The organism is Dendronalium phyllosphericum CENA369 (genome assembly GCF_016056275.1).
Classification (GTDB): Bacteria; Cyanobacteriota; Cyanobacteriia; order Cyanobacteriales; family Nostocaceae; genus Dendronalium; species Dendronalium phyllosphericum.
Window position 1 is genome coordinate 1 of record NZ_JAECZA010000107.1, and the last position, 12,268, is coordinate 12,268.

Sequence of the window (12,268 nt, forward strand, 5' to 3'; positions counted from 1 at the left end):
TTGGTCATTAGTCGAATGGCACAAAGATAAGGGTGTAGGGGTGTAGGGGTGTAAGTGGATAAAGAATTATTAACACCTCTAACCTTTGTTTTCTAGGGCGCGAATCAGGAGTAATAAAAGCTTACCTGTTGATTCACATTGATTGAGAACAGCAGTAATATTTAGTGATGAAGTTAGTTCGACACGAATGGATAATAACAAATGTGTTTCCAGTTCTTTGAGCGAACCTTGAGCAATGTACAGAAATTGTATATATTCGCCACGCGTCCTTCTTCCATAACCTTCAGCAATATTAGCTGGAATCGATACCCCTGCTCGCCGAATTTGTGTAATCATTCCATAAGTTTCTTCTTTGGGAAATACCTGGGTTAATTTGTAACAAGACTCAGCCAGATTCATCGACTCTTGCCAAACTTTCAAATCTCGATACGACTGTACTGATGACTCTTTTATCATTTATAATTTTTTCTTTACTCCACTTTTAAGAACAATAAGGGTAATGATGGTTCTTTCGTTGGTTTTATAGTCATTACTTACTACTTAATTAATAAACTTACACCCCTACACCCCTACACCCCTACACCCTTTCACCCTTACACCCATACACCCATACACCCCTACACCCTTACACCCCTACACCCATACACCCCTACACCCTTACACCCCTACACCCCTACACCCTTACACCCCTACACCCCTACACCCTTTCTCTAAGAGCAAACCAAACCCATCTTTAAAGCTTTGACGATCGCCTGAGTGCGACTAGCAACACCTAATTTTTCAAAGATGGCTGTTAAGTGAGCTTTAACGGTAGCGACTGTAATGTAAAGATGTTTAGCAATTTGTTCGTTAGAAGCTCCTTGAACTAACCAGTTTAATACTTCTCGCTCTCGTTCGGTTAACTGAATGCCGTTACCAGCAGTTAGAGACTGTCCTGTGTAGTAGTGAAATAAACGAAAAAAGCCAGTTGCTACCTCTGGGGGTAAATATACTTTATTGTTAATTACTGTGCTGATAGCTTCGTGTAGTTGGGTTGCTAATTGGTCTTTAAAAACATAACCCCAAGCACCAGCTTGCATGGCTCGAAATACCCAATCATCTTGCTGATGTCCTGACAAGATGAGCACTTTCCCTTTGTAAGATAATTCTGTGAGGCGATGCAGAGCAGTAATTCCATCTTCTGGAGGTAATTCTAAATCCAGCAAAATTAAAGCAGGATGTTGCTCTGTGGTTAACTTAAGAGCTTGCTCAACTGAAGCTGCTTCCCCAACTATGTTGAAACCTACACCACTGCTATTGTTATAAAAGTTTAATAAAGTGCGTATCCCTTGCCGAAAGTGCGGTTCATCATCTACAAGCAGAATTGAAACTAGCTCTTTTGTACCATTCATGGTAGTTCCCCTGGTTTATTGAAGGGAGTGATACTAATTTGTAATTCGTAATTTGTAATTCGTAATTCGTAATTCGTAATTCGTAATTAAAATACACAGAACAAGGCTGGATAGAGGCGGTTTTTATCCTTTACCTTGTTATATAAATAATATTTATGTTTTAATTTGAGATGAAGAAATATTTCTATTTTGCTTTTTTAGTTTTACCTTTTAATTGGTAAGGTAAAGGAGAATTGAGCGCCACCTTCGGGAAGATTGTCTGCCCATAAGTTACCTTGATGATCGAGAATGATTTTTTGAGCGATCGCTAATCCTAAACCAGTACCCCCTACACGCCGAGAATAATAAGGTTTAAATATTTGTTTTAAGTCTTCTGGGGAAATTCCCGAACCGCGATCGCAAATTTCCACTAAAACCTCACGATTATACACATACCAATTGCAATTCACTGTCCCACCATCAGGACTGAAATGAACTGCGTTAGCTAATAAATTGTCAAAAACCTGTTTCATTTGCCAGCTATCGACTGTCACATGTACGGGTTTATCGGGATAGCGAATTTGTAATTTTTTCTGTTCTAACCAGGGCTGTAGACCTTTAATACTTTCAGCAACAATTGTTTGCAAATTATGTTGCTTCATCTGTAATCTTGTTCGCTGACCGTAGTAAAGTAAATCAGTCAACTTAGCACAGAGTTCATCCACTGTTTGGCGAATGAGTGTTGCTTGTTCTTGCAAACAGCCTGATGGCAAAGCCAAGCGGAGATTTTCGGCATACAGATTAATTAATGCCAAAGGATTTCGCAGTTGGTGTTCTGTTCGTCCCAGTGCTTGAGATAAAGATGCAATTTCTGTAATGTGATGCGATCGCTCTTTATACATAATTAAATACTGACTCAGCAATTGAGCATTGCTAAGTAGTAATTGTTGCTGTTCGGGTGAAAGCATCTCAGCAGTACATATGAGTATATATTCTGCTGTTCCGACATTTTCATCACCTACACAACAAACATAAACGCAATACTCTTGTGTCACCTTGAATTCAACGATTTCCAGAACAGGTAAATCTTCTAACAACCATTTTTCTTGTTGCAGATATGAATTGAGGTGATGCCCAGAGCCAAAGTAGCCAGTCTTCAAATAGGGTATTGTTTGAGCACAAGCCATTTGCTCTTGCATCGATTCTGCCACTAATTGGCGCTTTCCCGTATCTAGATTGTGATATACAGTCCAAACAGCCACAGTTGGAATCAATGCTGTTAACTGTTGAACAATGAGTTGGCAAATTTTATTAACATCAACCTCCGCCAATTTACTTGGTAAATTGCGCGTAGATGAAGGTAAAGGTATCTGAGCAGTCAAATTTTGAGTAGCAGCCTTCATCTTTTATTCTCCGACAGACTCTAATAGGAAAAAAGCGTTGTAAATGCTACTAAATAACCAATATTTCCCCTATAAGGGAACTAGGCTTATTACTGTATAAATACGGACTAATATAGCTTATATGCTCAAACTCGCAATTTATGTAATTGCAACAATTATTTTAGAATATCGACCAAAGTCTAATAACCACTAGACTGCTAGATATCTAAGCTATAGATAGCTCGCCCAGAAAAGGTTTATTGCGTTTTGTAAGCCCTTCGCTTTCCCGTAGTGTAGGCAGCAAATAAAGTTCTCTCTGCTGCCTGCATCAGGAACTCTGACAAGGAAGCTTCACCCTCCGTACATAAATTGCGGTGGCATAAAATATACCTACCAAAATGAGTGACGGAGCATTTCAGGAACCCTGCTGTTGTATTTTATGATCCCAGCTGCTACCCAGACTTTAGCAGAAATTTTAGCTGACGGGATTTCCCTGCTCAGTACAGAGCAAATTGATTTTAACCACCCTAGCGTGGAGCAGAATGTAAACCCCAGGCTGAACTTGTACTGTTACAACATTCGAGAAAATGTGTACGTACAGCAATCGGTTTGTCGTCATTCAGTCGAGCGGGGAATATCAATGTCCTCAACTAGATGGTTTGATGTGTCATTTCTGGTGAGTGCCTGGGATTTCACCAGTTTGGGAGAACAACGTCTGCTGTCAGAGGTCTTGATAATACTTTTACATCACCACTCTCTCCAAGAGGAGGTGTTAGCCCCAGCACTACGCGGTCATGGCGAATTGTCAATGACCGTTTCTGCTGTGCATCCCATCGATGCTGCTGCTTTGTGGAGTGCTTTGGGCGTTCCATTACGTCCAGCTTTGTATGTGACGTTGACAATTCCCTTTAATCTGCAAAGCAATCTCTTAACCAAAACTAACAAGGAAATATTGCTCAAGAAGGTATGAAGCATGAAGGCTAAAAGCTGAAAAATACGAATACTTTATGCCTTCTATTTAGTGTCATTGTTGCCAAACCGAGAAATATCAGGTGTGAAGTTTTTTACTTCATCCTTCGTCTTTTACAGGAAAATCAGCCACTATGCCTAGATTAGATTACTTTGCTCCTGGTGTATACGTCGAAGAAGTAGACCGAGGTAGCCGCCCGATTGAGGGCGTGAGTACTAATATCGCTGGATTTATCGGCTTTACCGAAGATGTGCGCGGTGATGCCGAATTGTTTAAACCAATGTTAGTGACATCGTGGAATGAGTATCTGGAATACTATGCCAAACAAGGTTCTGATGGTTATACAGATTTCGATGCTTATTTACCCTTTGCTGTGAATGGTTGGTTTCTCAATGGCGGAGGACGCTGTTGGGTAGCCAGCATTGGTACTAAACTTCCAGGTTCCCAGCCACCACCCGCAGAAGAAACAGCTCTAAAGATTCGTACTACGGGTAATCGTCCTTCTTTACAGTTTGCCCTGAAGCCTGCTGAAGGTGAAAATGAACAAACTGGGGAAGAAGGTCGATTGAATGTTGCAATTACTGAAAGTCAGCCTCGTCCGCCAGAAAACCCAGAAGCAGAACCACCGTTGAATACTGGGGAATTCTTTAAAGTTGTAATTAGCCGGAATGGAGAAGTTCTGGAAGAATACGACCATGTGTCGATGAACCCAGAAGTTCAAGCAGATGCAGGTACTTATGTTTTAACAGCTCTGCGAGAGTCTGAGTTTGTTAATGCGGTTGACTTAGAAACACCCGGACAACCTCTATCCCGTCGTCCGTCCAATGGTAACTACGAGGTGAGTCCTCCACCAGTGATATCGACTCCAGACCGTTTCCCGCGAGACGTACAAGGGGTACGCGACGATCGCACCGGTATGCAAGGTATCTTTGAGATTGACGAAGTTACCATGATTGCCTTCCCTGACTTGTTACGGGCATATCAAAATGGCATCTTGGATCTCGACCAAGTGCATGGGATTATGGAGACAATGGTCAGCCTGTGCGAAAATACGGCCCCCAACCGGATGGTAGTACTAGACCCGCCACCTTGCAAGGGTGGTGGTGCGGCAGTATCTCCAACCCAGGTGAAACCGCAGCATATCGCCCAGTGGTTGAGCGCATTTAATCGGCGATCGCAATTTGCCGCCCTCTATTACCCTTGGATTAAAGTACCCAACCCCCGCAACGGTGGTAGACCGATTCTGGTTCCGCCTTCTGGTCACATGCTAGGAGTCTGGTGTCGTACAGATGAAACGCGAGGTGTCTATAAAGCACCTGCGAACGACACACCCAGAGGTGTTATTGGTTTAGCTTATGAAACCAACTTGCGCGAACAAGAACTATTAAACCCCTTGGGTATTAACTGTATCCGCACCTTCCCCAACCGAGGAATTCGCATTTGGGGCGCTCGAACTTTGGTAGAACCAGATAACGTGCAATGGCGCTATATCAGCGTTCGCCGCTTGATGAGTTATATCGAGAAATCCGTAGAACTCGGTACTCAATGGGTAGTATTTGAGCCTAACGACCAAGATTTGTGGGCGCGTGTCACCCGTACCGTCAGCAACTTCCTAGAAAGACTTTGGCGAGAAGGTGCTTTATTCGGTGCTTCGGCAGCTGAAGCGTTTTATGTCAAATGCGACTCTAGCATCAACACTCACGAAACCATGATGTTGGGTCGCTTGTACATCGAAGTTGGTGTTTGTCCAGTCAGACCGGCAGAATTTGTAATCTTCCGCTTTAGTCAATGGGCCCCTAACCAGTAATCAGTTTGAAGTGCAGACGCGGTGTTGTTCGCGTCTGCATGGTTCAGTTGACTGTACTAGTAATTCATCGCATTAATTTTGATGGAAAAAAACGAACCACAAAGGGCGCAAAGAACGCAAAGGAAGAGAGAAAGAAGAGAAATTGAAAAGTTGATTAACTTATCAAAACTTTTGCGATAAACTACTAGCTTTATTTCCTTCTGCCTTCTCTTGCCTTATGTACTAGCAACTTTAGAGGATTTAAAATATGCCCGAACTAAAACCGATTCCTACTAGTAGGTATTACGTAGAATTTGATGGTTTGTCAGACAAGTTGATTAAAAGTGTGACAGAAGTATCTTTCACAGGGCAAACTTCTGGTCACGAAAAACCTCTAGCCTCAACTAAAAATGGCAAAACCCTTTGGCAAACTACCTCCGCAGGATTTGAAGAAAATCCCAACGTCACCATAGAAGTATATGTATGTGAAGGTGATATGGATTTTTATAACTGGATGAAGGCTACTATGCCCAAAAGTGAGGGAGGAGATGGTAAATGGAGTGGCAACCGCAAAAGCGGTTCAATAGTTGCTTACAACAGTGAAGATACAGAAGTTCTGCGTTGGAATTTAACTAACGCTTGGATCAAGTCTTATAAAGTGTCTGATTTTTCTGCGGAAAGTAATGAATTAGCTGTAGAAACTTTTGAAATAGTGTGCGAACAAATCAATCGAGCAAAATAAATGCCTGGATTGAAAAATTAAATAAAATTTACCTAATTAACTAGGAGTTGTTTAATGGCTAAGGGTGAAATTCTTGCTTGTTCTAAATTTTATTTCCAATTAGACGGCTTGGAGGATCTAATTGTCAAAAAAGTTAGTGGGGTAGGTAATACACTTCAAACTGCTGGTGATATGAAATCTTTTGGAGTGACTAAGGGGGGTAAAAGTGCCATTCAAGCTACAGTAACAGGAGTAACTAACTCAGCAATAACTGTGGAGTTTGTCGCTACTTCTGACGACAAAAGACTGGTGGAATGGTACACTGAATCTCACTCTGAAGTCATAGCTGGCGGAGGCACAAAAACTAAAGGAGCGCGTAAAACTGGCTCCGTAGTTCTTTACAACCAAGGGGGCGAAGAAGCAGCTCGTTGGAATATTACAGGAATTATGCCTAAGACTTATAAATCGTCTAAATTGGCAGCAGGTGAAGAAGGGCTGAGTACAGAAACAGTAGAGTTTGCCTACGAGTCAATGCATCGGATCAAGTAAAGTTTGCTGAATTGATAATTTGTAAATAATAAATCATTAAAAGGTAAAAGCAATATTTATATATTGCCTTTTGCCTTATATTTTAAAGTTAAAATCACATGGCAGATATTCCCGAAATTCTCACAAATTCCAGGTTTTACCTGGAACTAAAACTTGATGGTAGTCAGGAACCAATAGATGGCTATTTTATGGAATGCCAAGGTTTTAAACGTACCCAAGATGTCATTGAAGTAGCTGAGGTCACACCTCAGCAGTGGGGTCAAGCTAAGGCTGGTCTGGTAGTCCGTACTAAAATTCCTGGTAATGTTAAAACTAATAATCTTGTCCTCCGCCGAGGTATGACTATTTCTATGACTATGTGGAAATGGTTTAAAGCAGTGGAAGAGGGTAATTGGGCTAAACAACGTCGGGACGGCTCTTTAGTAATTTATAATCAAGGTGCTGTAGAAACCGCCAGATTTGAGTTTCGGCGTGCTTGGCCTAGTAGTTACAAAATTACTGATTTAAATGCTTCAGCTAATGAATTTGAAGTTGAAGAAATGGAATTAGCAGTTGAAGAATTGATCAGACTAAATTAGCGTCGAATGCTACAAATTGAATTTGAGTTTACTTTACCCAAAGGATATCTAGATGCGGATGGCAATTTGCACCGCAAAGGTGTGATGCGTTTATCTAGGGCAATGGATGAAATTGTGCCGTTGCGCGACCCTCGCGTGAAATCGAATCCAGCATACGCAACGGTAATCATTTTATCTCGCGTAATTACTCGCTTGGGAGCGTTAGAAGAGGTAACGCCTGCGGTAGTAGAAAACTTTTTTGCTTGCGATTTGAGTTATTTGCAACAGTTTTATCGACAGATCAACGAATTAGAAGAGAAAGAAAATCAAGAGTAAATTATGGCAAAGTGCTGAGTGCTGAGTATAAACTCAGTTACTTCAAGGCTTTGAGCAATCACTACTGTCTCAAAGGGTGTGACTATGGCTATAAAAAATAAAAGAAGAGTAGTGTTAGGACATCAACAGACGCTCAACTCTAGACACAAAAAGACTTTTCACCTAGTCCCCAGTCCCCAGCAATATTTTCAGATTATATTTATGGATAGTAAAAATACAATTAATACAGAATTCGACTTTATTCTACCTAGAGGATTGGTAGATGCAGAGGGGAATATACATCGTCAGGGTGTAATGCGTTTGGCAACTGCCAAAGATGAAATCTATCTCCAAAAAAATCGTGCTGCTCTGGATAATTCAGCTTATGGAGTGATTGTGATGTTATCACGAGTAATAGTTCGCTTGGGCAATTTATCAGAGATAACTACCGATTTATTGGAGAATCTTTTTTCGCGGGATCTAGCTTATTTACGAGAGTTTTACAATCGCATTAATCAACAGGGTGATGCTTATATTCCCGTGCAGTGTCCTCAATGCAACGGTCAGTTTCAAGTGGAGTTGGCTTTAGCGGGGGAATTGTAGGCTACCCCTCGGATACGCTGAATGAGGAGGTAGCCTGTATTGCATTTCATTTTCACTGGAGTTTGGAAGATATTTTAAATTTAGAACATCCAGACCGTCAGCGTTGGGTTGGAGAAATTGGCAAGATTAGGCAGCAAAAATAAGCTAGGAGATATTGTTTGGCTGTCCGTGATTCTTTGACTATTCTAAGGAATGGGAAGCGATCGCAATAATCGCTCAACAATCGTTCTAGCACCGCGCCCTCCTCTGGGAATCAGGCGATGGCAAAGAACATGGGGTACGAGAAATTTCACATCATCGGGAATGGCATAGTCACGCCCTAAGAGAAAAGCTAACGCTTGGGTAGCCCGTTGTAATGCCAAAGTTCCGCGAGGACTAACACCTAAAGTAATTTCCTCATCTTGCCGCGTTGCCCGTACCAATTCCAGTATGTACTGTTGTAAAGAAGTATCCACCCGAACTTGGGAACAAAGTTGACGCAATTGAGCCACTTCTGCCAAGGTAATACAAGGCTGCAAATCAGCAACATTAATACCATGCTGGAGATTTTGCAGCATTTCTAATTCTTCTGTAGCAGAAGGATAGCCTAAGCTCAACGACAACATAAACCGATCCATTTGTGCCTCTGGCAAAGGAAAAGTGCCTTGGTACTCAATGGGGTTCTGGGTAGCAATCACAAAGAAAGGCAGGGGAACTGCACGAGAAACGCCATCAACTGTCACCTGATGTTCTTCCATAACTTCCAGCAAAGCTGACTGAGTGCGGGGTGTGGCGCGATTGATTTCGTCAGCTAGCAGCACATTCGCAAATATCGGGCCTGGGAGAAAACTAAATTCGCCGCTTTTTGGGTTCCAGATGTTAGTGCCGGTAATGTCAGTTGGCAATAAATCGGGTGTACATTGTAGCCGTTGAAACTTACCATCTAGCGAACGAGCTAGAGATTTAGCGAGGAGAGTTTTGCCAACCCCTGGCACATCTTCTAGTAAGGCATGACCACCACCTAGCAGCGCGACTAATACTAAGCGTATGGCATCAGTTTTGCCAACGATAGTACGAGCAAGGTTTTGTGTTAAAGCGTCAATTTTTTCTCTCATGCAATCTGGGTACTGGGGACTGAGGACTAGGGATTGGGCAAAATGGGGAAAAGTTTAAAGGGCAAGGAAATGGTTTTTCCCTTTTCCCTTTCTCCAATTCCCGATACCCCATTTACAGTATTCCCACTCAGCACTCAGCACTCAAAATTTAGCACTCAGAATTTTTCTAGCTACGGTACAGTCAAGTTGAATTTGTGTTTTTAGGGCTTCTAGTGAAGAAAATTTCTGTTCGGGTCGCAAAAATTCGACTAGCTCTACAGCCAGTGTTTTACCATACAAATCATCAGACCAATCGAACAAATGTACTTCCACAGAAGAACGAGTACCATTGACAGTAGGACGATTGCCTATATTCATTACACCCAGCTTGTGAGATTGAGGTATCTCATCTGGTGTTTCACTTAAAATAGAAACACGGACAGCATAAACACCTTTACCAGGCAAAAACTTGTCCTGTGGTAATTGAATATTGGCAGTAGGAAAACCAATAGTTCTCCCCAGTTGTTGACCTGAAACGACAACACCAGTAAGAGTGTAGGGGCGACCGAGGAGCAAGTTGGCGTTTTTGATGTCCCCACTTTCGAGAGAGTGACGAATCAATGAAGTGCTAATGGGAATCTCCTGGGTGGGGGCTGTGTCTGTATAAGTTTGTAAGGGAACGATAGTAACGGGAATATCGTACTTAGCAGCAAGCAATTGCAAATCCCTAGCAGTGCCACGGCGCTGTTTACCAAAACAAAAATCATGTCCAACGCTAATTCGTTGGCATTGCAGTTGTCGTACTAGAATCTTTTCTACGAAATCTTCCGGAGACAATGCAGATAATTCTTTGTCAAAGGGTAGTAGTACTAGTTGCTCGACACCAAGCGATCGCAATTGTTGAACTTTTTCATCCAATGGTGTTAACAAAGCACGAGGTTGCCCGGTAAAAAACTCCTGTGGATGGGGATCAAAGGTGACAACTGTTGAGTATGTACGTTCTTGATTTGTCAGTTGTTGGTTGTCATTTGACTCCTGTACGGGTACAAGACCTTGCGCTCCTGCTACTGATAAGCGATCGCCAGCGTGTAAAACTGGTTGAATGACTCTGTGATGGCCAAGATGCACACCATCAAATTTGCCAAGAGCAACAGCAGTTGGTGTTAGCAGCCCTTCGGTCGAGGAAGCAACCCACACAGAACATCCATTTTGAGACAAATTTAGCACGTGGATTCTGGGATTTTAGGTTTATTTAGCTGTCAGCTACAAGCTACCTGACGGTAAGCCGCCCAGAGGAGTGCTGAGGAGCCACTGCGGTGAAGCAGTACGGTCTTGGGGTTTCCCCAAGTAGAGTAACTGCTGAACCCTTTAGGGTCTTAGGGCTTCACGCCACTCCCTTCAAGTCGGCGAAGCCGCCCAACGGGGTGGCTCCCCAAGTGGAGCAAGTGGCGTTGCTGAGTTAGGAGTAAGGAGTTAGGAGGCAGTGGTTATTTCTCCCTCATCTTCCTTATCCCCCTCATCCCCCTCATCTTCCTTATCCCCTTGCTCCTCCTGCCTCCTGTGATGGTGGCACAACTGTGAGGTCAGTCGCGCTAACAGCTCTCAATCACCAATCTAATCTAAAATCGATAATCGCTTCGATTGCAACCTTTACACAGAAAACTTGCTAGCAGGAAAAGATTCTGATAAGGGGAGTGAAGTAGGAACTTGAAGCACCATTCCTTCCCTTGCCATAATTGCACCAGGAAATTTTTCAGACGCTTGTTCTCCCACAGAATCTAAAAAATCATCATTGTGAGCGGGATCGTGGTGAAAAATTACCAAAGTCTTGACATTAGCTGCTTTAGCTACTTTCACAGCTTCTTGCCAAGTAGAATGTCCCCAGCCAATTTTTGGAGATTTTGGTGAGTGATATTCTTCATCAGTATAAGTAGAATCGTAGATGAGGATGTCCGCATTGCGAGCTAGCCACATGACATTTTCATCTAGCCGATCGGGAAAATGTTCTGTATCAGTAATGTAAACAGCAGCACCATCCTGCCAGTTGACTCGGTAGCCTACAGCTTCACCAGGATGGTTTAGCGATGCCGTTTCTATGGTAACGTCATTGATATATATTGGTTGTCCTGGTTTAATGTTGTGAAAACTCAAATTTGCCTGCATGATTTGTAAGGGCACAGGAAAATTTGGGTGAAGCATTTGGTCATTTAGGCGCTGTTCTATGGTGGAACCATCGGGAGCGATCGCCCCATAAATATCAAAGTCATTACCTTTGACAAATCCTGGGACAAAGAAGGGGAACCCTTGCATATGATCCCAGTGGGAATGGGTAAAAAATATATGAGCTTCTAACGGCATTTGGCGCAATAAAGATTGCCCCAAAACATGCAGTCCCGTACCACCATCGAAAATTAAGCGTTTACCGCCCACTTGCATCTCAACGCAAGGGGTATTACCGCCATAACGGACGGTGTGTGGCCCTGGACTGGGGATGCTCCCACGAACGCCCCAAAATTGTACGCTAAATTGGTTTTTTATCCTGGACATGGGTGTTGCTTGCTGGACTGAGCGGGCGATCGACAATAAAAATGTTACTTACTTTGTTTCAGTTTATGCTGTCTCACCATATTTAGTAGAAGGTGTATTTTTTGGTAAAACAGCATACCTTGTTTAACTTGGTTGCGTACACACAGGTGAGGTATTGGAAGGCAGTTGCCCCAAATTTTCCTATAGTACGTGTATCGTTAATATCGAAAATGCTCCTACTTTATAGCCTTTATAGCCTAAATTTGGCTGTAATGCATTTTACTGGGTACTGGGGATTGGGTACTGGGGATTGGGTACTGGGGATTGGGGATTGGGGATTGGGGACAAGGTATTAATATTTTCTTCCCCTGCTCCCTCTGCTCCCCTGCTCCCCTGCTCCCCTACTCCCCCTACTC

Annotated in this window: 14 protein-coding genes; 8 read left to right on the forward strand and 6 right to left on the reverse strand. The window is 42.7% G+C overall.

What is annotated here, in order from left to right; translation table 11 throughout:
- Window positions 1-78: 78 nt before the first annotated feature.
- The 3 genes from I8752_RS19420 to I8752_RS19430 all read right to left on the reverse strand — a co-directional run bounded on the left by I8752_RS19420 (window position 79) and on the right by I8752_RS19430 (window position 2,773).
- On the reverse strand, window positions 79-456 hold the full coding sequence (locus tag I8752_RS19420) for a four helix bundle protein (RefSeq protein WP_214433937.1): 378 nt from the start codon (window positions 454-456) through the stop codon (window positions 79-81).
- Window positions 457-710: 254 nt separating this feature from the next.
- Entirely contained in the window at window positions 711-1,391 is a 681-nt protein-coding gene (locus tag I8752_RS19425) for a response regulator (RefSeq protein ID WP_214433938.1), read from the reverse strand.
- Window positions 1,392-1,594: 203 nt separating this feature from the next.
- Window positions 1,595-2,773 carry a sensor histidine kinase gene (locus tag I8752_RS19430; protein ID WP_214433939.1) on the reverse strand — a complete coding sequence of 393 codons (1,179 nt, stop codon included), beginning with the start codon at window positions 2,771-2,773 and terminating at the stop codon, window positions 1,595-1,597.
- Window positions 2,774-3,191: 418 nt separating this feature from the next.
- Between I8752_RS19430 and I8752_RS19435 the strand changes: the two genes are divergently transcribed.
- From I8752_RS19435 to I8752_RS38430, 8 genes are all read left to right on the forward strand, one after another.
- The gene (locus I8752_RS19435; RefSeq protein WP_214433949.1) at window positions 3,192-3,722 is read left to right on the forward strand and encodes a Pvc16 family protein; all 531 of its coding nucleotides are present in this window, start codon (window positions 3,192-3,194) and stop codon (window positions 3,720-3,722) included.
- 133 nt (window positions 3,723-3,855) lie between these two features.
- Entirely contained in the window at window positions 3,856-5,529 is a 1,674-nt protein-coding gene (locus tag I8752_RS19440) for a phage tail sheath family protein (RefSeq protein WP_214433940.1), read from the forward strand.
- Between the two features lie 247 nt (window positions 5,530-5,776).
- Window positions 5,777-6,250 (forward strand): phage tail protein, encoded by a 474-nt coding sequence (locus tag I8752_RS19445; protein WP_214433941.1) that lies wholly within the window; start codon window positions 5,777-5,779, stop codon window positions 6,248-6,250.
- A gap of 54 nt (window positions 6,251-6,304) precedes the next feature.
- The gene (locus tag I8752_RS19450; protein ID WP_214433942.1) at window positions 6,305-6,778 is read left to right on the forward strand and encodes a phage tail protein; all 474 of its coding nucleotides are present in this window, start codon (window positions 6,305-6,307) and stop codon (window positions 6,776-6,778) included.
- Between the two features lie 98 nt (window positions 6,779-6,876).
- Complete coding sequence (locus tag I8752_RS19455) at window positions 6,877-7,356, forward strand: phage tail protein (protein WP_214433943.1); 480 nt, start codon at window positions 6,877-6,879, stop codon at window positions 7,354-7,356.
- A 6-nt stretch (window positions 7,357-7,362) separates the two neighbouring features.
- Window positions 7,363-7,671: a hypothetical protein gene (locus I8752_RS19460; protein ID WP_214433944.1), complete on the forward strand. Its 309-nt coding sequence runs from the start codon at window positions 7,363-7,365 to the stop codon at window positions 7,669-7,671.
- A gap of 201 nt (window positions 7,672-7,872) precedes the next feature.
- A complete protein-coding gene (locus tag I8752_RS19465; protein WP_214433945.1) occupies window positions 7,873-8,253 on the forward strand; it encodes a phage tail assembly protein in 381 nt (126 codons plus the stop codon).
- Window positions 8,205-8,396 (forward strand): DUF6760 family protein, encoded by a 192-nt coding sequence (locus I8752_RS38430; protein ID WP_318780868.1) that lies wholly within the window; start codon window positions 8,205-8,207, stop codon window positions 8,394-8,396. The genes I8752_RS19465 and I8752_RS38430 overlap by 49 nt, the downstream gene beginning before the upstream one ends.
- Window positions 8,397-8,438: 42 nt before the next feature.
- On the opposite strand, the gene I8752_RS19470 is transcribed toward I8752_RS38430, so the two are convergent.
- The 3 genes from I8752_RS19470 to I8752_RS19480 form a co-directional block, all read right to left on the reverse strand.
- Window positions 8,439-9,347, reverse strand: a complete 909-nt coding sequence (locus tag I8752_RS19470) for an AAA family ATPase (RefSeq protein ID WP_214433946.1) — start codon at window positions 9,345-9,347, stop codon at window positions 8,439-8,441.
- Between the two features lie 141 nt (window positions 9,348-9,488).
- Entirely contained in the window at window positions 9,489-10,553 is a 1,065-nt protein-coding gene (locus I8752_RS19475) for a bifunctional riboflavin kinase/FAD synthetase (protein ID WP_214433947.1), read from the reverse strand.
- 423 nt (window positions 10,554-10,976) lie between these two features.
- The gene (locus I8752_RS19480) at window positions 10,977-11,873 is read right to left on the reverse strand and encodes an MBL fold metallo-hydrolase (protein ID WP_214433948.1); all 897 of its coding nucleotides are present in this window, start codon (window positions 11,871-11,873) and stop codon (window positions 10,977-10,979) included.
- Window positions 11,874-12,268 lie beyond the last annotated feature (395 nt).